At 45.7% G+C, this 18,685-nt stretch carries 17 protein-coding genes; 2 read left to right on the top strand and 15 right to left on the bottom strand.

Annotated features, from left to right (window positions below; translation table 11 throughout):
• Window positions 1-29: 29 nt before the first annotated feature.
• From ABMY42_RS24335 to ABMY42_RS24285, 11 genes are all read right to left on the bottom strand, one after another.
• A complete protein-coding gene (locus tag ABMY42_RS24335; RefSeq protein WP_039840926.1) occupies window positions 30-1,415 on the bottom strand; it encodes an O-antigen ligase family protein in 1,386 nt (461 codons plus the stop codon).
• Entirely contained in the window at window positions 1,412-2,833 is a 1,422-nt protein-coding gene (locus ABMY42_RS24330) for a lipopolysaccharide biosynthesis protein (protein WP_038898089.1), read from the bottom strand. The genes ABMY42_RS24335 and ABMY42_RS24330 overlap by 4 nt, the downstream gene beginning before the upstream one ends.
• Entirely contained in the window at window positions 2,826-3,998 is a 1,173-nt protein-coding gene (locus ABMY42_RS24325; RefSeq protein WP_349266879.1) for a glycosyltransferase family 4 protein, read from the bottom strand. The genes ABMY42_RS24330 and ABMY42_RS24325 overlap by 8 nt, the downstream gene beginning before the upstream one ends.
• 10 nt (window positions 3,999-4,008) lie before the next feature.
• Window positions 4,009-5,193: a glycosyltransferase gene (locus ABMY42_RS24320; protein ID WP_349266878.1), complete on the bottom strand. Its 1,185-nt coding sequence runs from the start codon at window positions 5,191-5,193 to the stop codon at window positions 4,009-4,011.
• Between the two features lie 152 nt (window positions 5,194-5,345).
• Window positions 5,346-6,422, bottom strand: a complete 1,077-nt coding sequence (locus ABMY42_RS24315; RefSeq protein WP_349266877.1) for a glycosyltransferase family 4 protein — start codon at window positions 6,420-6,422, stop codon at window positions 5,346-5,348.
• The gene (locus ABMY42_RS24310) at window positions 6,397-7,938 is read right to left on the bottom strand and encodes a sigma-54 dependent transcriptional regulator (RefSeq protein ID WP_349266876.1); all 1,542 of its coding nucleotides are present in this window, start codon (window positions 7,936-7,938) and stop codon (window positions 6,397-6,399) included. Before ABMY42_RS24310 ends, ABMY42_RS24315 begins: the two co-directional genes overlap by 26 nt.
• Before the next feature lie 213 nt (window positions 7,939-8,151).
• Window positions 8,152-8,535 carry an Hpt domain-containing protein gene (locus ABMY42_RS24305; RefSeq protein ID WP_349266875.1) on the bottom strand — a complete coding sequence of 128 codons (384 nt, stop codon included), beginning with the start codon at window positions 8,533-8,535 and terminating at the stop codon, window positions 8,152-8,154.
• 12 nt (window positions 8,536-8,547) lie between these two features.
• Entirely contained in the window at window positions 8,548-9,237 is a 690-nt protein-coding gene (locus ABMY42_RS24300; protein ID WP_017817416.1) for an AAA family ATPase, read from the bottom strand.
• Window positions 9,237-11,336 (bottom strand): SLBB domain-containing protein, encoded by a 2,100-nt coding sequence (locus tag ABMY42_RS24295; protein WP_009697760.1) that lies wholly within the window; start codon window positions 11,334-11,336, stop codon window positions 9,237-9,239. Before ABMY42_RS24295 ends, ABMY42_RS24300 begins: the two co-directional genes overlap by 1 nt.
• The gene (locus ABMY42_RS24290; RefSeq protein ID WP_005445864.1) at window positions 11,333-12,181 is read right to left on the bottom strand and encodes an OmpA family protein; all 849 of its coding nucleotides are present in this window, start codon (window positions 12,179-12,181) and stop codon (window positions 11,333-11,335) included. The genes ABMY42_RS24295 and ABMY42_RS24290 overlap by 4 nt, the downstream gene beginning before the upstream one ends.
• Window positions 12,182-12,210: 29 nt before the next feature.
• Window positions 12,211-12,531, bottom strand: a complete 321-nt coding sequence (locus ABMY42_RS24285; RefSeq protein ID WP_005445863.1) for an STAS domain-containing protein — start codon at window positions 12,529-12,531, stop codon at window positions 12,211-12,213.
• Window positions 12,532-12,847: 316 nt separating this feature from the next.
• Here ABMY42_RS24285 and ABMY42_RS24280 point away from each other — a divergent pair, with 316 nt between their 5' ends.
• Window positions 12,848-13,690, top strand: coding sequence for a DNA ligase (locus ABMY42_RS24280; RefSeq protein ID WP_005445862.1), 843 nt, complete (start codon window positions 12,848-12,850; stop codon window positions 13,688-13,690).
• 7 nt (window positions 13,691-13,697) lie between these two features.
• Here the strand turns inward: ABMY42_RS24280 and ABMY42_RS24275 are convergent, their stop codons facing one another.
• On the bottom strand, window positions 13,698-14,714 hold the full coding sequence (locus tag ABMY42_RS24275) for a DUF3080 domain-containing protein (protein ID WP_349266874.1): 1,017 nt from the start codon (window positions 14,712-14,714) through the stop codon (window positions 13,698-13,700).
• Between the two features lie 106 nt (window positions 14,715-14,820).
• The gene (locus tag ABMY42_RS24270) at window positions 14,821-16,191 is read right to left on the bottom strand and encodes an MATE family efflux transporter (RefSeq protein ID WP_005445850.1); all 1,371 of its coding nucleotides are present in this window, start codon (window positions 16,189-16,191) and stop codon (window positions 14,821-14,823) included.
• A 281-nt stretch (window positions 16,192-16,472) separates the two neighbouring features.
• Here ABMY42_RS24270 and ABMY42_RS24265 point away from each other — a divergent pair, with 281 nt between their 5' ends.
• Complete coding sequence (locus ABMY42_RS24265) at window positions 16,473-17,084, top strand: riboflavin synthase (protein ID WP_005445847.1); 612 nt, start codon at window positions 16,473-16,475, stop codon at window positions 17,082-17,084.
• 114 nt (window positions 17,085-17,198) lie between these two features.
• Here the strand turns inward: ABMY42_RS24265 and ABMY42_RS24260 are convergent, their stop codons facing one another.
• Together ABMY42_RS24260 and ABMY42_RS24255 are read right to left on the bottom strand one after the other, a co-directional pair.
• A complete protein-coding gene (locus ABMY42_RS24260; RefSeq protein WP_005427574.1) occupies window positions 17,199-17,393 on the bottom strand; it encodes a CPXCG motif-containing cysteine-rich protein in 195 nt (64 codons plus the stop codon).
• 252 nt (window positions 17,394-17,645) lie between these two features.
• Entirely contained in the window at window positions 17,646-18,512 is an 867-nt protein-coding gene (locus ABMY42_RS24255) for a fructosamine kinase family protein (protein ID WP_029788481.1), read from the bottom strand.
• Window positions 18,513-18,685: the final 173 nt, after the last annotated feature.

The following is an 18,685-nucleotide window of genomic DNA, read 5'->3' as shown; positions in this document are numbered from 1 at the left end:
GCTAAGTTTCATTAAAACAATAGGTTAGGTTATTTCTTGATTTGAGAGGGTGACGGTTTCTCATTTTGACAATCAGTTTGAACGATGCGATTTATCACTATGGTTAGCGCGGCAAGTATATAAATCGGCCAAGTAAATCCTTGGGTGAGAAAGGTCCCCGACACTATGGTGCCAATAAGTCCGCTCAATACGGCGTTTGCACCTACAGAAAGCGTGAAGTGGGACTTTTCAGTCAGAAGTGAGATTGAACTTAATGACGTTTTGACCAGAGAAACAATCAGAGTAATGAAAACCGCTAAACCAACAAAACCGGTTTCAGCCAGTACACCAAACCAAGTACTGTGCACCGCGTGGTTAATGCCATCCCAATGCGGGCTATAGAAGAAGTAGTTGTAGTAGAAGTTCTCTAAACCAACGCCGGTTATCGGATTGTCGAGTGCCATTTTGAAAGCCGCTTCCCAAGCGTACAAACGTCCCATAGCAGAGGCATCAATACCGGCTTCTGCCGCGCCACCCGATGCTCGCCCAGAGATCCCAGCAACAGCATAAAGAATCAAAGCCGCGACCAAACCTAGAAAGACAACCAATGCCTTACTCTTGATGTGTTTGAACGCGAAATAGGCGAAGACTGACAGTGCTCCCAATAAGCCACCGCGGCTTTGTGTCTCAAGGATCGACATAAACAGGATGATACAAGTGAGCAGTGCAAAACCTCGCAACCACATGGACGATCGTTTCTCGACCAATTGGCTCACCGTAAAGGCGAGGGGGAACATCAAAACCAGCGCTAAGTCATTGGGGTCACCTAATACCGAGCCAAACGAACGACCAATCGACACACGCGTTCCTTCGACAATATCAATACCGTTGGTGGCGTTATAAAGAGCAACGAGTCCGACCAACAACCCAGCAACGATAATTGCTTTTGACATTTGTGCGAGCTGTTTGGGTGTGGTGATAAGCCAAGTGATCGCCAGTGTCATCACAATGATCTTCCAATACGTATTCTTAAACACGGTAATCGCGATGTCGCGCGCAGAGGCGAACACAATACCGATGATGACTAACGCCCAGAAGATGAACAGCCACTTTAAAGATGGATGCCAGAAGACCGATAGCTGACGACTGATCAATAGATGAAAAGATAACGCGCCAAGTGCACCTAAAGACAACAACAGCGGGATTTTGAAGTTGTAGATAACCGGAAACGCTTCGTGAATTCGAAAGAAAGAGAAGATGACAAACAAAGTCACTAGCCAAAAGGTTTGGTTGAGGACAAACAAGATGGCAAGCGGAGCAAAACAAATTGCGACAATTAAAATTGGATGCGGCATCACTAACCACGCTAAAGCGATGACCACAGTAACGGTTGTCGCAGCGATGATTTGGGTTGGTCTCACATCCGTGGCATTCATAACGTCACTCTTTTCGCTTCCGTTCTTAACCTCATCATAAGGTTATTGCGTGTTTCCTTAGACATGTATCGGAAGGCGATGCCAGCAAACAGTGTGCATGTCAGAATACAAATCACAATCGCACTTCCGATGGATTGAGTAGAGTAAAGCAGGAACAGTGCCACTCCTGAGATGATTTGTAATGCGACCATCAAACTTAGGTGGAAAGGCAGGTACATGCACTGTTGTCCAATCACGAACGTCATCGCCAGTTTGGTGAGTTGGGCATAGTAAAGCGCGATGAATACGCCATAGATACCAAGGGAAGAAAGCGAAAACAGAAGAGCAATTGCAACACCAGCGGCAACGACGTTAATTCCTAATAACCAACGAGTGCGACGTTTGTAAAGAATCGCGATGTTCAGCAGTTCACTCCATTCTTTTATCATGGCGATTGGTAGAAGGAATAATGTGTAAAGCGCAGCTTCTTGGTACGTTTCTGGTAAAAACTGGCTGATCATAATGAAGGCAAGCGTTGCGACCAACACCGTGAGTGCCGCAATATAAATTATACCGAAGTGAGAAATCCTAACGGCTTCTTTACCACGATTACGCTCCAGATACGCGAAGCGACGTGGCATCCACCACATACCGAATGGCTGAACCAAAATACACATGCCAATGGCAAATTTAACCGCAATTGCGTACACCCCAAGTGTTGCCAGTGAAGCATTAGCGCCGATGAACCAACGCTCAGCACCGTTCAAGCAAAACGCAACTAGCGCAGACATCATGACAGGGATACAGTAATGCAGGTGTTGTTTCGCGAGCGCTATGTCAGGCATGACGACTTTGTATTTATTGATAATGTGCAACCAGGTAAATTGGATTACGGCAGCAAGCAGACCACCAAGCAAGACAGAAATGACGTGTGGGTGAATCAATAAAGCGGCAACAATGAACACCACTTGAAGAACGGTGGCAGTCACCATCACGCTGAGAAGAGTTTTTGCTTTATCATCTTGCATGCGCAGCCAAGCAGTGCCGATACCAATCGCGCCTTCCAAGATAATTGCGAACATTAGCACGATAAATTCAAGCTGAGAAAATGGGCTAGGAATCGGGGCAGCTAAAATCGCAACCAGTAGAACCAAGCCAATCGTCGCCGCAATCCAAACGGAAAGCGAGTAGATCTGGTTGAGCATGGTCACTTTCTTCTTGCCGTCTTTCTCCACGCCGACAAAGCGGTATAGCGCTTCGTGCATTGCCATACTCGCAAGTAGCGCAGTAACGACACCAAAAGAGGTCAGTAACTCGAGTTTGCCCATTTGCTCTGGTGAGAGAAACTGAGGAAGCACTGGCAGCATAATTAAGCTGATGCTTTTGTTGATCACCAACGCAATGGCGAACAACGACATGTTGGTCATGGCTTTAGACATGGTCATATCCTTTGACGTTGTCACGCTTCTTTGCGTTTTGTTGTTCTTTGCTTGATGGATCTTTGCAAAGCTGCTGGGTAATAGAGAAGTAACAACGTTCCGCTGTATATAAGCGAGCAACGTGCAGTGCCTCTAACCCCATTGTCACTTTCAACCATGGCGATTCATTCAACAGAACAATTGCATTGTGCAGAGATGCGGCGTCTTTTGGTGTGTACTTGATGCAGTTTTTCCCGTGAGTTAGTACACGATCCCAGTAACTGTCATCATGAGGAATCACGACACACATACCAGCGGCTAACGCCTCTAAAATCGATAACCCAAATGGTTCGTTGTTACTGGTAGAAACAAACACACCGCATTGCGCGCGAAGTTCATCCAGGTTCTCTGGTGACTCATGCCATGAAATGTTTGATTGATTGAAATCTGGCTCAGAGCACTCGACGCCTTCGATGTTTGGTTTGATGTAGCAAATGGTTGCATTTAGGTGGCATGAGTCGTCCAGTTTCATCGCATCGAGCAATAAATCCACATTTTTCCATTTCAATAGACTTGCGGCCCAAAATACGCGATTAGAAATTGGGTTTGCTTGCTTTGGTGAGCGCTTTGAAGAAAGACCATTGACGAATGATGCAGTATTTAGAGTTGTCCAGTAGCGTTCAACGGCTGGCTTAGGCATTTTTAGGTAAGCCATAAGAGCATCGATCATAGAGGCGCGCGTGTTTGCAAGATAATGAATGGCAGCCGCTTTTACTAAGCAGTAGCCAGATGAGCGAGACACGCCCACAGGGCCATGCACCATTTGTACGATAGGTTTGCGATTGAATAGACGAAGCAAGTACATGGGCATGTCGTTGTTTGGTGAAGACAAGCCCATAAACCAATCGAGTTTCGGTAGCTTGAGCGTCACCAGAATCAGTTGAACTAGGTAAAAGCAGTTCATCAGCCAATAAGCGATACCATGATGAGACGTGATTGGAGAGCGCTTGATTTTCAATATCTGTACGCGAGGATTTGAGCTGAGTGTTGAAATCCAATGTTCTGGATTTGTCGTTGCGATATAGCTAATCACGTCACGTTGGTCACACTGTTTAATCAACTCAGCGTTGGCAATTTTCGAACCGCCTTGCATTGGGATAGCGTCAAACATCAATACACGTTTCATGGTCAGCCCCTTAGTTGATGTTTAACCAGCGCGAAATGGGTTTCATGCAGTGGGTGACGGGCATTGGTGTTGGTTCTCTCTGCAAGAGCTCATCGCGGTAAATGTCTTCAATCGCTTTGACTGAAGCAGAAACCGTTAGATGCTGATTCGCGTGTTGATGCGCATTCTCCGCTAACTTATTGCGTAGTGGTGCATCTTGAATCATCTGCTGAATTGCATTTAACAGACTCGCCATACCGTGATTGGCGAACAATAAGGCACTGTGGTTGTGCTCAAACAATTCCGGGATGCCACCTGTTTTTGGTGCGATGATTGGTAGCTTTGCTAGTGCCGCCTCACCAAGAACAAGACCAAACGCCTCTTCGTAAGCGCCACTGATGAAGGCATCTACGTTACCTTTCATCCAGTCTCCGGCGTTATGTTGTTCACCAACAAAATGCACACGATCCTCCACACCCAAATTTATGGCTAACTGCTTCAACGCGACACGTTCTTCACCATCACCAACAATCACCAAATGTGGATTATGTTGATGGTAGTTGTGCATACGCATAGCTTGGATTAAGCGGTCAAAGCCTTTGCGTTTAATGAGAGAACCAACCGAAATATAGGTGAACGCTTGCTGGGGAATACCCAGACGATCTTTAACATTGATGGGTGCATCGTGACTCTCCAATGACACACCGTTGTGAACGACATGAAGGTGTTCTTCTGGGTAGCCATCTTTGAGAATCTCGTGACCCACATCTTTACTCACGCAAATCAATTTTGGAGAAAGGTGCAGACCCAGTGAGAAGCGGTCACGCAAGGTGTAGTGGCAGTGTAGTTGCGTCACCAAAGGGATGTGGTTCATACGAGCGGCTAGGCACATCCATTGGCATGGACCACCACTGTTTACATGGACAAGGTCAATGTTGTGCTTTTCGATCAATGCCGTGCCTTGTTTGATCAAATCGTTCCAACCGCTGATGTCCCAGCGAGGCGTGTTCCAACCTCCAACAAGGCTGAAGTTTGAATGTTTCGCTTTGATGCCTAGAGATTGGCATTTCTCAATCAAAGGTTCGCAGTTTGACCAAACAATCGGTTGGTACTGGTGACGGTCAATGTTTGTGATAAGGTCAAGCAATACGACTTCGCTACCGCGAATCCAGTTATCACCATAATGAACGTAAAGAATGCGTTTTGGAGTAGTCATCGTCGTTACCTCGGTTAGCCAATCTGTTTGAATTAGCTATTGCAACCGAGATGCCAAAATATGCCATTAGTTTAACTATCTGTTTTTGAATGGAAAGTGATACATAGGTGAAAACTTAGCGCGAAACTTCTCAATTTGAGAATGGATATGCATCAAGTATGATTCTCAATTTGGTAGCGCTGAATCAGAATAGGAATGATGTTGCGAGAGGAATAGTGCGCTTTGATGGTCTCAATCGCTTTGTGACGCATTGGGTATTGTTCGCTATGGCTCATTCCCAACCAGTGATTAAGTTTGTCAGTTAGTGCGGGAATATCATAAGCGAGGAAGCCATTTTGACCATCTTCGATGAGGTCAGGAAGGCGACCAACGTCAAGACTGATCACAACGATACCTCGGGCCATCGCTTCTAACGCCGCCATTGGCAAACCTTCATAGCGTGATGAGATGACAAGAGCGCTGATATTGCACCAAACGGCATCCATGTCATTTTGATGACCGTGAAATATCACGTTGGCTGGTGCGTTTTCTATCAGCCTCGGCTTTTCTGGGCCGTCACCATAAATAGAGAACTCAATATCAGGAATATGACGGGCAATATCAATGAAGCGGTCTGCACCTTTTTCATGACTGAGGCGACCCACAAACGCAATTTGTTTATAACGACAATGCTGATTGGGAATCGATACAAAGTTGTTCAATAGCTCTGATTGAGATGGAATCTTACTTTGAATGGTTTGGCTAACGGCGAAGCAATGATCAGAAAGGCAAGCTGAGTATCGATCAAGCCAATCATAAAGCCAGACTCTACCTTTCGGTGTTTCTCCTGCATGAAATGTCGATATGAGGCGAGGGAAGGTTCGAGTAAATAACTTTGCGCTTCTGGCTAACAGTGCCGCTTTGTAACCATGGGTGTGAATAACGCTAGGTTGATGTTCTGCGACTGCTCCGGTGATTTGCTTGATGGGAATGTTCTTAGAGCGCTCCGACTTAGGACAGAGACGCCAGAGGTAGCTGACGGGTATGTCTGCATCTTTTAACTTCCCGACAAGTTGTGTTGGTGGTGCGTATTCCACCACCAACACAACTCGTACGTTAACATGAAAGGATTGCAACCCAGTGGCGAGTTCGACTACATGGCTTTCAATGCCACCGTAAATGCGGCTATCCAGCAGTATCCAAACTTCGCCAACGACAGGGATCTCAAGATTGTTCGAGATTAGCTTCATCCGCTTCCCACGCTTGTTTTTTGCGGTAGACCGTAGATGGGCTCAGTTCCAACATCACCGCCGCGTTAAGCACGTTACCATCACAATAAGCTATCGCATTTTGAATGGCTTCGCGTTCCACTTTCCACATAGGGCGGATCGTGCCATCGGCATTAAAGTATGGTGACGCTACTGGTGTGACAGAGGCTGAGGGCACCAGACTACTCTCCTCAGTAGCAACTGGCATGCTTTCTCGCTCCGAAGCACTCAAGTTAACAGTGCCTGCAGGTGGATTCTCTAAAGGAGAAAAAGATGAATCATTATAGCGTGCATCATGTTCTATTGTTGCGCTACGCTCTTTCGCCGGTTTGCGAGTCAGTTGAGCGGGCAAATGTGCGAGCGAAACTTTGTCTTCATTATTCAATACCACAATGTTACGAATGATGTTTTGCAGTTGGCGCACGTTGCCAGGCCAGTCGTAATGCTTAATCACATGTTGCGCTTCGCTGTCGATATTGTTGAACTTCTTCTTGTCCTGTTTGGCGTATGTGGTTAAGAAGTGTTTAGCCAGCGTGACAATGTCACTACCACGTTCACGAAGTGGGGGCATATCAATGGGGACAACGTGCACACGATAATATAAGTCTTCACGGAAACGACCTTCTTCCACTTCGGTTAATGGGTCTCGGTTGGTTGCGCAGATAATACGTACATCCACTTTCATTTCTCTAGTCGCACCAAGTGGTGTGTAGGTTCCGGTTTGTAGAAAACGCAGTAACTTTTTCTGCATTTCTAATTCCATCTCGCACAATTCGTCGAGGAACAGGGTTCCGCCGTGGGCTAGCGTTGCGGCACCTTTACGGTCTGTGGTTGCACCGGTAAATGCCCCTTTGACATGACCGAAGATTTCACTTTCCATTAGATCTCGGGGAATGGCACCGCAGTTGATGGCGATAAAGGGTTTGTCTCTGCGATCGCTCTGCTGATGAATAGCTTCAGCACACACTTCTTTACCTGTACCACTCTCACCGACGATGAATACGCTAGCAGAAGTAGGAGCCACGGCGTCAATGGTTTTGTATACCGCTTGCATTGGAAGGCTAGAGCCAATGAAACCATGGTAGTTGTGACGATCGAAGGTTGATTGAATGTTCTCGACGAGATTTTCTAACTTCGCGCGTTTTAAATGTAAAGCAACGGAAGTTTTTAGGCGGTCTGCGTTGATGGGCTTCTCTAGAAAGTCTTCAGCACCTTTTTGGATGAGATTGACGGCAAGGTTAACACTGCCGTGTGCGGTTGCAATGATAACGGAGGTCGGGATCTCGTTTTCATTGATCCAATCCAATACGTCTTCGCCTGACATGTCAGGAAGCTTTAGATCGAGAATAATGAGCTGTGGTTTGCTGCGCTCAATGAATTGAATCGCCTCACGCCCCGTTTCTACATGGAAGATATCGTAAGGCTCATCCTTGACATACTGCTTATAAAGTATGGCTAGTGAAGTAGAGTCTTCTACCAGTAACACCCTTGGTCTCATAATCCTTTCCCAACTTTCTTCAATTCGTTGTTTTAATGCGTTAAGTCGGCTTGAGGTTCATGCAGTAATGATGAATTTGTTTTTCTTACCTCAAGCTGATGGCTTCTTTTCGATTCTCATTTTGAGAATCTTTATATTTAAGTATTAGCATATGCTGTGAGGATTGCAGAAAATTCTATATTTTTTAGTCAATTAAATTACTTATTTTTACTTTCAGCCTTCGAAACCTTGTTCTTTTCTTTGGGTTAGCGCAATAAAAGACTGCTCTGCAAGCGCAGGTAATGACTGGCAAAGTTCAAATGCGCGTTTTATGTCGCCTTCTACACAGTGTTTTTCGATGGTACGAGCGTGACGCGATAGAGTCCGGTTTCCGAGGGCGAGTGCCGAGCTACCAAGCGTGTGGACTTCAAACTCCATAATTTCCTTGTCTTGCTCATTAAGCGCTTGCTGGATTTTTTCGACCCGCTCGCGTGATTCCTCAATGTAGTGATCGATTAACGTAGGCATGATTTCCGCACAGGTATCTTTGATCATTTGTTGAAGAATTAATTCGTCGACTAACTCTTGCGCCAACGTGGTGTCAGTTTGAGTATTCATGGTGCGCACTCCCTATAGAGTAAATAATTCGCTGTTCTTTATTTGTTGAGATATTTTCGCTTTCAGCTTCTCTGGCAAAAAGCGCAGTTTCTTCACCTGACGAATCAGTTCGTCCTTTAAACCCGCGTTGTGCTTCATGTTGAGAACCGCACCTAAAAGGTTGGCATTACTTGCTTCTAACAGTGCTTTAGCTTGGTCTATTTGGCTTGTCGTTGTGGAGCCGTAACTGGCAACCAATACGCAAGTATCACAGACTCCTGCCACCACTTGAGCTGGGATATTACTGCGGTTCATACTCAATAGTGGTGAGGTATCTATGACCACTCGGTCGTATTGCTCAAGCCAAGCCTCTATTGCTTTTGTCAGCATGGCTGGGTCTCGGTAGGTGAGTTGGGTGCTTGCCATAGAAGGTACAGGCAGACCAACAAGTGTTTGATGGTCTTCTTCACGAGCGATAAGTTGTCCGACACCCTCGGTCTCTTCATCAAATGCGTGCACAGTACGATAGGCTGGCTTAAACAGATTCAAATCGACATAAAGTGTTTTATGACCCGCTAAAATCAAACGTTCTGCCAATGCAGATGCGACCGACGTTACCCCGTCTTCAGATTGGCATGCAACTACACCGATAGATTTGTAGCCCTTGAGTTCACTTTGAAGGTAGATTTGCTCAATCTCAGCATGTGTTGCAGGAATAGTCATTACAGCGCTCCTATTAACACTATGGTGGTGGTGATTTGTAGCAAGTCACGCAAGCCAGCACGGGCTTTTTCAGCAAAGCTTTCGTCTTTATGCGGAACGTAAATCGTGTCACCCGCACGAATTACAGGCAGGTCGTAAATATTGGCGGTTTTGCTGAATTCAACCAAGTTAAACACGCGTGCCTGACCTTGGCAGCAAGACATGTTCACCACACTGATCTTCTCAACGTAAGCGCTGTCACTTGGTCCACCAGCTTCAGCAAGCAGATCGAGAATGGTCATGTTGTCATTGAAGACATAACGACCTGGTGCGTGTACTTCACCCAGTACGCGAACTGTGGACTCTTTAGAGCGATCTAGCCAGTTCTTGTCTTTTTCTGGAATGTAGATGGTATCGCCGGGGCGCACATCTGGCAGAATCGACTCATCACCAGTTTCAAAGTAAAGCGACAGGTTGAGTTTGCTTACTTTGGCATAACCCAAACCACGATGTGTCACTCGGATGTTGTGAATATCGGCGTCTTTGGTTGGACCATCTGCCGCAGAAAGAATATCTAAGAAATGCATTTCAGTCGTAAAGCGGTAACGACCCGGTGCGTTGATCTGACCAAACACGTAAATCGACGCATCAGAGCTTTGACTTACCCACTGTGATTTGTTGTCTGATGGATCGTCTGGTAATGCATGCACACGAACTACTGTGCCCGCGGATACACTTGGTAGCTTAGAATGTGGCGATCCTTGTAGAATGTATTTATCCAAATCAAACTTGGTCACTTTGCCGTTGTTAGAGATTTCAATCTTGCTGGTGTCCGCACGGCGAGTAGGGCCGCCCACATGGGCTATCAAATCGATTAAGTCCATTTCGTCTGACCATTCGATACGACCAGGACGAACCACTTCGCCCATCACGGCGACTGCGCGACTTGGTGCTACTTTCAGCCATGATTTTTCATTCATGTCCGTTTTCTCAGGGACAAAGATGGCATCACCCGGACCCACTGCGGGCACTCTCTGATTCGACAACCCTTCGGTATGAGCTGTTAAATCGAAATTGATTACGCCGCCATCGGCTTTGATGACGCGGATTTGGCGAGATTCAGCAAAACGCGTTGGACCACCTGCGTTAGCAAGGATGTCCATGAAACTCGCGCCTTTTTTGCCTTCGTAGGCACCAGGATGAGCTACTTCACCCATTACATAAACCACGTTCGCACCGGCTTTGATCTCTTCTTCCTGTTTTGGCACAAAGATGGTTGCTCCCGGTAGGATCTCCGGCAACAAGCTTTGGTCACCTGTATCTAGGTAGCGCTTAAGGTTAAACATAATAGGCGTGTTGTTGGTGATAACACGGATTTGCTCAACACTGGCATAACGAGTCACGCCGCCGGCGCGCATGACCACATCAACAAGGGTCGTGTTAGGTTTGTAGGTAAATGAGCCCGGTGCGTTTACTTCACCGAAGACTTTAATCGCACGAGCAGAATCAGCGCTGTCACCTGAGTTTGCCAGTTTCGCAGCATCGAATTCTTGTTCGATATTACCAACCAAAGGTGAGGCAGGGACGAAGAGCACGTCTAATGATTCTAGGGCTGGTAGTTTTGAATCGTCCCCCGTGTCGAGAAAGCGTTTGTAGTCGAACTCAATGCTCTTGTTACCACGTTTTACGATGATTTTATCAAGTTGAGCACCGGCACGTAGACCGCCAGCTTCATAGAGGAACATCTGAATATTTGAGCCCGATGGAAGCGTGTATTCGCCCGGCTTAACCACGTAGCCTTGTACTGAAATCAGAAGCTGTTGCTGTTTGATGAACACGCGTGCGTTGCTCACATCGCGGAATACAGTTTTAAGGTTGTCGGTGATGACGTTCTGAAGTTGAGTCTCGTTGTAACCCGCAACAAAAACGGGACCGATTTCTGGCAGATTAATGCGGCCACGTTTATCTACTTGAAAGCCTTTGTTTAGCGATGCTTCGCCTGGAAGGTTAATTTGTACCAAGTCACCGACTTTAACTACATCATCTTCCGCTGCCCACGTTGTATTAAAGGTGATCAAACACAACATTAGTAGGGTGGTGATGGCTTTGAGGATTCTCATAGTGTGCCTCCCATCTCTGCGCTTGTGTCAGATTTAGCGTTTAGAACTTCAATACTCACGCGACGATTCGTCAAACGAACTGCAGGAGTTTGTCCTTCGTAAAGGGGGAGTGTTTCTCCCACAGATTTGGTTTGCACACGATCTGAGGTGATTCCGAAGACGTTGAGGTAGCGTTTCACTTGCTCTGCTCGGGCTTGTGCCAACTTTTGGTTGTATTCTGGTGTGCCTGTTGCGTCTGCGTGTCCGGTTACAACCAATGACAAAGAAGGGTGATCGCGGAGAATATACGCCGCTTCAGCAAGATGCCCCATGTATTTAGGGTTGATTTCCGCGGAGTCTACAGCAAATTGATTGTCTACGTTCAGTAAGTCATAGATGTCAGCAACGATATTGAGATCACTACGTAGCGCTTCGATATCTTGTGGCGGTTTACACGTGGTTTGTGACAGAACGTAATCGAGTTGTTGCTCAAGCTGATTTAGGCGACGGCGTTGAATCACGATGTCATTGGCGGCATCAAGAAGCAATCCTCCTTCCAATTCACGTGCGATGCGGTTTTGTTTTTCAAGCGCCTGTACCACGGCCGCAGGAAAACACCAGCGCGCACCTTCCTGAATTAACGCGTCCAAATGCAGCTTGGTTAGTTGCCAATCAAAACGTAAACCGTGCTCAGGTCCAAGAGGCTCGTCTGGCATTACTGGTGAAAACTGATAATTCTCGATAGAAATATCTTGGTAGCTTTCCGCCATGCCACCCTGACCGTGATCGGGGTAGTTGAACGTCGAGCAACCAAACATGCCGACAACGAGACCGCACAACACGCTTTGTCGTATAAGTTTCACCATGCCAACCTCCGTATTAACCGGTATTTTTATTAATGACCTTTAGAATTGACCGGGATAGCGTGATTGATACGCAACAGGCTCATGATTTCTAATGGTTGTCCCGATACATTTTCAATACACATACTGCGTTCACGTTCAACTAGGCGCTTATATAAATAAACAATGGCACCAATCCCTGAAGAATCAAGAAATTGGACGTGTTGCAGGTTGATTTCCACTTCCTTGTGATCGTCACTGTGGATCACTTCATCGATTTGGTGCTGGGCTTGACGACAACCTTTGGCGTCTAGGTCACCGAAAAACTCAACCATCAATGTATTGGGTGCAGTTTCTTGTTTGCGCAGTTCCATGTTCCATTCTCCGTTCTCATTATGTCCTGATTTGAATAGAGCAGAGAATGTGCCAATAAAAAATATCAATATAAACAGTTGGTTAATGGAGGTGCTGAGACGCTCTTATTTTGAGAATGGCTTTCTTCTCATTTTGAGAGTCAAAAAAGACAAAGGCGGCAAGCATTTGAAAGTGCCAAATCTGTCTGATCTTTATGTGTTAGATTGCACTTAATTGCTTATTGGTGTTGTTCTTGATCGTAGATTGGTAAATGTAAGTTGGGTATTTGAGCTTAATACGGTTCAATAGAGATGCTTTTTTGTACAAGGTTCCCACATGCCATTAAGAATGACATTGATTGCCCTCGCTGTAATTGCTTCCGCCCAGCCTCATGCTGATCCAAATTTACAACCACCTGTTTCACTCGCTGATTCCTACCAAGATGGAATTGATGTTTCCCAATATTGGTATAGTGAAAAGCTCGATGGCATTCGTGCTTACTGGACGGGACAACATTTAGTGACACGAAATGGAAATCGTATTTACGCACCTGATTGGTTTATTCGCGTCTTGCCTGATTATCCCTTAGATGGGGAGCTATGGGCCGGGCGGGGCAACTTCCACCTTGTTCAACAAACCGTGTTAGATAAAACCCCAATTGAAAGTGCATGGCAGCGTATCGACTTTATGTTGTTTGATATGCCTTATTCGGCGGGTGACTACAGGAAGCGTTACTACAACATTCAAGATTTGGTATTTGCCATCGACGCACCTCATATTAAGTATGTTGAGCATCGTGCGATTCAAGATGAGAAACATTTGTTCGAACAACTTGACCAAATTTCGCAATCTGATGGTGAAGGGGTGATGTTGAGAAAGGTATCAAGCCGTTATCAGGCGGGAAGAGGCAGTGATTTACTCAAGCTTAAACGCTTTGAGGATGCTGAAGCGACGGTCATCGGTTATAAGCCAGGAACAGGGCGATTGTTAGGGATGATGGGGGCAGTACTGGTAAGGTTAGCTGACGGCACAGAGTTTTACATTGGCAGCGGTTTTACTGATGACGTGAGGAAATCCCCGCCAAGAATTGGGGCAACGATTACTTTCCGATACAACGGTTATACGCATAACGGTAAGCCAAGATTCGCGCGATTCTTAAGAGAGCGAGTGCCTCATTGATGATGCTCTATTGGCTTCCCACTTGAACACCACATCTTTTGAACAAACTTTTCCAGAATTGCACGTGATCCATGGTCTGAAGTCTGAACTGCTCATGTGCATTTTCAATTCCGTAACTTGCACCGTGCGCCGCCATTCTCTGTTCGACTAAGTTGATTCCACCATCAAGTTGCTGATAGGTACTATCGACAAACGCCATGTATGGTTGAACCTCGGCGACATAAATGGACTGAAAGACGTTCCTCAAGTAACGAAATTGCGTGGTATCACGATTCGCACCGCAAATTATTTTGTCTTGGTTTGCTTTAAGCATTTGCGTGGTTTGTTCTAGCCACAGGGTCGCATCAATGAGTGTGTAATAGAGTCGACCAACAAGGCGTGTTTTTTCAATCTCTTCTTGATAATTCACTATGGTTACGTCGGGTAAGCGCGAAAGGGTTCGATAAGGTGTTTGATACATCTCGTCCAGCGCAAGGAAAGCGTCTCGCACATGGGCGACTTGGTCTTTACTGTCCAACGGCAACCATTCAGAGCCCGTAAGTTGTTTGCGCATCGCATCGCTGGTAAGCAGCATATTGTCGAGGTGTATTGTTAGATGATGCCATTTCTGATCGTACAAGCCGTTAAGCTTTGCACTTTCTTCATCACTTAGAGGGTAATCACTCAAACAGCCATTCAACGTTCTAAGCAAACTCGTTTGGTAATCGAAGTCATAAAAAGCATCTTGGACCTTACCCAGTTGCGAGTTCTTTTCTGCGAGCAAGTTAAACAGACCACATTGGCGTAATTGGTAGCTTTCTAGCAAACCAAGTGATAGGCGGGGGAGCTCTTGGAATAGCTCTCTTTTATCAGGAATGGTAACGGCAGGAGAGGCTTCTAGTTGAGATTCTGATACATCTAACACATTCGCCAGGCGTTGATTGTATTTTTCGAATACAGCTTTCTCCGGGTTAAACCATTCGTTACACCCACTGAGTAAGGTTGTCGTTAGCAAAAGCACCGTAGCAACAAGTGAACTTCTCACAGCATTTCCTTTTTAATCACTCAGATAAGTATACTTTGTGACACGCGGGAGAGATCAAAAAAGCCAGCGAGTGCTGGCTTTAATATTTGGGGCGTTGAAGTCCGAATTATTGCTGCGAGAAGTTCAGTTGTACTTCTGGATCTTGGCGGTGCATCCAACGTAGACGAATACCCAATAGGAACGCCGCTGAAGAAAGACCAATGATAAAGCCTAACCAGAAGCCTTGAGCGCCCATTGGTTCCACAATCCAATCTGTACGTCCGAGCACATAGCCGATTGGCAAACCAAGCAACCAGTATGCGATAAAGGTACGATTGAAGATAGCACGCATGTCTTTGTAGCCGCGCAGAGCACCGGCCGCTATCACTTGCACCGCATCTGTACATTGGTAGATTGCTGCAAACAGCAATAGCACCATCGCCAATTCAATTACCTCTGGGTTATTGGTGTAAAGCAGGGCAATTTGTTCACGGAAGATGACAGTTAGAATCGCTGTCATCATCGCAAGCGCAAGACCCACCATGACACCTACGCGAGAGGCAACACGAGCACCATCGACGTTTTCTTCACCCAAACGGTGACCAACGCGAATACTTACTGCAGCACCCACGCTCATTGGCAACATAAATACCAGTGAAGAGAAGTTAATTGCGACTTGGTGTGCGGCAACAATGATCGAACCTAGTGGCGAGACCAAAAGCGCAACCACAGCAAACAGGGTAACTTCAAAGAATAACGCCGCAGCAACCGGAAAGCCCAGTTTGAACAAGCGAATCTGTGCTTTTAGTTGAGGCTTGTGGAACTCACCAAACAGGTTGATGCTTTTTAGTCGAGCAGACGTCGTCACGTATAGAAGCAGTAAGCCAAACATAACCCAGTACACAATTGCCGTAGCAACACCACAGCCCACACCGCCTAGTGCCGGCGCTCCGAATTTACCGTAAACGAAAATCCAGTTCAGTGGGATATTCAGCATCAAGCCAATAAAACCAATCACCATCGCTGGCTTGGTCAGAGACATACCGTCAGTAAAGCTACGCAAGGTTTGGAACAACAAGAATGCTGGTACAGCAAAAATCACAGCATGAATGTAACCCACCGTCTTTTCTGTCATAGCGGCTTCAACGTCCATAAACCCAAGAATGAACTGCGTTTGGAATAGTACGCCGATAATAGGAATACTGATAAGCAACGCAAGGACAATGCCTTGTTGGATCTCAAATGGGATTTTAACGCGTCGACCAGAGCCGTTCAGCTGAGCGACTACTGGTACAAGCGCCATTAATAAGCCCACACCAAACAGAATTGATGGAAGCCAAATACTTGCTGCCACAGATACCGCCGCCATGTCGGTCGCGCTGACGCCACCAGCCATTACGGTATCCACAAAGCCCATGCCTGTTTGCGCGACAGAAGCGATCAACACAGGGGTTGCTAATTTGATAAGACTCGATGCTTCTTCTTTATAGCGATGCACGAAATACTCCAGAGCGGAACAATATGTTGTAAAAGAAATTATTTGAAAAGATAGAGAGCGCTTGAGGACAAAAGACGTGATGAACTGATCTGATGGTTGATTTTAGTCACTATAAGGTGAAAAAATGCCTCGAAGGAACTCCGCGCAGATGATAAACAATTGTATGCTCAGATACCATACCCACAAGATGTGGATTTTTGGTTAATTGATAGACGATTATAAAAATCATCTGCGGACGTTTGTCTTGGCTATCAGTCGCTTCTATAAAATAGGTAAAAAGTATGTTTACAGGAATCGTTCAGGGTACGGCTAAAGTCGTTCATATCGACAAGAAAGATCGTTTTCAAACTCACGTTGTTGAACTTGAAGGCGCGCTAAGTGAAGGTCTTGAAATTGGTGCCTCTGTTGCGCACAACGGTTGTTGCCTTACAGTAACGAAAATTGAAGGATCGCAAATCAGCTTTGACCTAATGCAAGCGACGCTAGCGCTGACCAACCTTGGCGAATTGACAGCAGGCGATAGTGTGAATATTGAGCGCGCTGCTAAGTTTGGTGATGAGATCGGCGGTCATAGCATGTCAGGGCACATTAGCTTAATGGCAGAAATCGCTGAAGTGATTGATACACCAAACAACCGCACGATTTGGTTTACGCTACCACAAGAATCAATGAAATACGTACTTGCGAAAGGGTACATTGGTTTAGACGGATGTTCGCTCACGATTGGTGAAGTCGAAGATAATCGTTTCTCCGTTCATTTAATTCCAGAAACGTTAGAGAGAACCCTATTCGGGCGTCGCCAAGTCGGTGAAAAGATCAACGTAGAATTTGACCCACAAACACAAGCGATTGTTGATACGGTCGAGCGTGTATTAGCAGCGAAGCAGCTTTAAGTCTGTAAGAAATAGCGAGCTTGGTTTATCGAGGTAGTCAAAATAAACGGACATAAATAACAAAGGAGCACTTGCGGCTCCTTTTCATATTTCGATTGGGGGGGATTTGCGTAATTACTCGTAATTGTCGTCGATGAACAATTCAACTTTCTGCTGCAATTCATCAACTTTCATGTTGAGGTGAATGGCATGACAACAAGCCGGACAGTCATCATAGAACTCTTGGTTACCGTTACTTGCATCGAGGGTGATGCCGATTGAGTGCCCACAATGGGGACATTTCACATGTCTTTCAGTGTAATTTTGCATACATAAACTCCTAGTATTGCAGGGCTTTTAATACTTTGTTGTTTAGAAAATACAGCCCTTAGTTACTCGCTTGCCTCTTAGGGTTAGAGATACAACGTAAGCCGAGTTACTTAGAATATTAGGCGCTATGGTTGCTAATTGAGTCGAAATAAGTACAAAAGTTGACCCCAAACCCAACGTTGGACTTGAGGTCATTATCTAGGGTGATATGCGTCGAAAATTTACACTCAGTAATGATCTTTCCCTTCCAAATCAATAGGAAATTATCTTCTTAATTATCGATTGCGCTTGCTCAAGATAATGCCCGCCGAATAGGTTGCAATGATTCAAGATGTGATAAAGATTGTAAATGTCTTTGCGTTCTTGATAGCCGATTGGAAGTGGCGCAACTGATTCATATCCTTGATAAAATTCAGGTTGAAAACCGCCAAATAGCTCGGTCATAGCAAGGTCACATTCTCGATCTCCCCAATAACAAGAAGGGTCATAACAAATAGGACCAGCGGGTGTGAGCGCCACATTGCCGTTCCATAGATCACCATGCAGTAGGGAAGGTTGTGGGGAGTGATTAGCGAGAAGCTGTTTCACGACGTCAATAAAGTCATCGATGTCTACCAGAGAAACGCCTTTCTCTTTAAGCAGTTGTAACTGCCACCCGATGCGTTGCTCCGCGAAAAATACTGACCACTTTTTATGCCATTGGTTTGGCTGAAGTGTAGAGCCTATGTAGTTGTCTGTATCGAAGCCAAATTCTTTCTGTTCACCCCATAAATGCAGGCGCGCTAATTGTTCACCAAATTTAAAGCTGTTGTCGCTATCTTCAAGCGTTTTAGTGGGAAGGAAGTTGAGGATGATAAAACTGTGCGTTTTGGTTTTACCGACCAAAACGACTTCTGGGACAAATAGAGTAGAGGTTTCGCGCAATAGGTGAAGGCTTTCTGCTTCTACTTCAAAATTGGCTAAGAAATCCCGATCATTAATTTTGACGAAATAGCGCTGCTCTCCGTCATTGATCATATAGCTTTCACTGATGTCTCCACCGGAAAGTTTTACCTTCTCGGTGATCTGATATTCGAACATCAAGGTATCAGAAAGCTGCTGCGATATTGCTTGCCACATACAAAACCTCGCTTATCTATTTGACCAACAATAGTTTAGGATAAACGGCGGAACATTGACGCGCAGTTAAGCAAACTTCGACAATAATTCTTCCGCATATAGTAGAAAATGTTTATAAGTGTGAATCACGTCGCCTATAACCCTATGATTTATCGGCTTAACATATGGAGCTA

The sequence above is a fragment of the Vibrio sp. SSH13-20 genome, from assembly GCF_040104475.1.
In the GTDB taxonomy this organism is placed as follows: domain Bacteria; phylum Pseudomonadota; class Gammaproteobacteria; order Enterobacterales; family Vibrionaceae; genus Vibrio; species Vibrio harveyi.
The sequence above is the reverse complement of the archived record's forward strand: the minus strand, read 5'-3'. Positions and strand labels throughout refer to the sequence as shown.

Bases quoted from the DNA above. Each gene is read 5' to 3' on its own strand.
- ABMY42_RS24305 (WP_349266875.1), bottom strand. From the start codon at position 8,535: ATGAATACTCAAACTGACACCACGTTGGCGCAAGAGTTAGTCGACGAA.
- ABMY42_RS24290 (WP_005445864.1), bottom strand. From the start codon at position 12,181: ATGGTGAAACTTATACGACAAAGCGTGTTGTGCGGTCTCGTTGTCGGC.
- ABMY42_RS24295 (WP_009697760.1), bottom strand. From the start codon at position 11,336: ATGAGAATCCTCAAAGCCATCACCACCCTACTAATGTTGTGTTTGATC.
- ABMY42_RS24330 (WP_038898089.1), bottom strand. From the start codon at position 2,833: ATGTCTAAAGCCATGACCAACATGTCGTTGTTCGCCATTGCGTTGGTG.
- ABMY42_RS24280 (WP_005445862.1), top strand. From the start codon at position 12,848: ATGCCATTAAGAATGACATTGATTGCCCTCGCTGTAATTGCTTCCGCC.
- ABMY42_RS24320 (WP_349266878.1), bottom strand. From the start codon at position 5,193: ATGACTACTCCAAAACGCATTCTTTACGTTCATTATGGTGATAACTGG.
- ABMY42_RS24310 (WP_349266876.1), bottom strand. From the start codon at position 7,938: ATGAGACCAAGGGTGTTACTGGTAGAAGACTCTACTTCACTAGCCATA.
- ABMY42_RS24265 (WP_005445847.1), top strand. From the start codon at position 16,473: ATGTTTACAGGAATCGTTCAGGGTACGGCTAAAGTCGTTCATATCGAC.
- ABMY42_RS24315 (WP_349266877.1), bottom strand. From the start codon at position 6,422: ATGAAGCTAATCTCGAACAATCTTGAGATCCCTGTCGTTGGCGAAGTT.
- ABMY42_RS24255 (WP_029788481.1), bottom strand. From the start codon at position 18,512: ATGTGGCAAGCAATATCGCAGCAGCTTTCTGATACCTTGATGTTCGAA.
- ABMY42_RS24335 (WP_039840926.1), bottom strand. From the start codon at position 1,415: ATGAATGCCACGGATGTGAGACCAACCCAAATCATCGCTGCGACAACC.
- ABMY42_RS24285 (WP_005445863.1), bottom strand. From the start codon at position 12,531: ATGGAACTGCGCAAACAAGAAACTGCACCCAATACATTGATGGTTGAG.
- ABMY42_RS24325 (WP_349266879.1), bottom strand. From the start codon at position 3,998: ATGAAACGTGTATTGATGTTTGACGCTATCCCAATGCAAGGCGGTTCG.
- ABMY42_RS24300 (WP_017817416.1), bottom strand. From the start codon at position 9,237: ATGACTATTCCTGCAACACATGCTGAGATTGAGCAAATCTACCTTCAA.
- ABMY42_RS24260 (WP_005427574.1), bottom strand. From the start codon at position 17,393: ATGCAAAATTACACTGAAAGACATGTGAAATGTCCCCATTGTGGGCAC.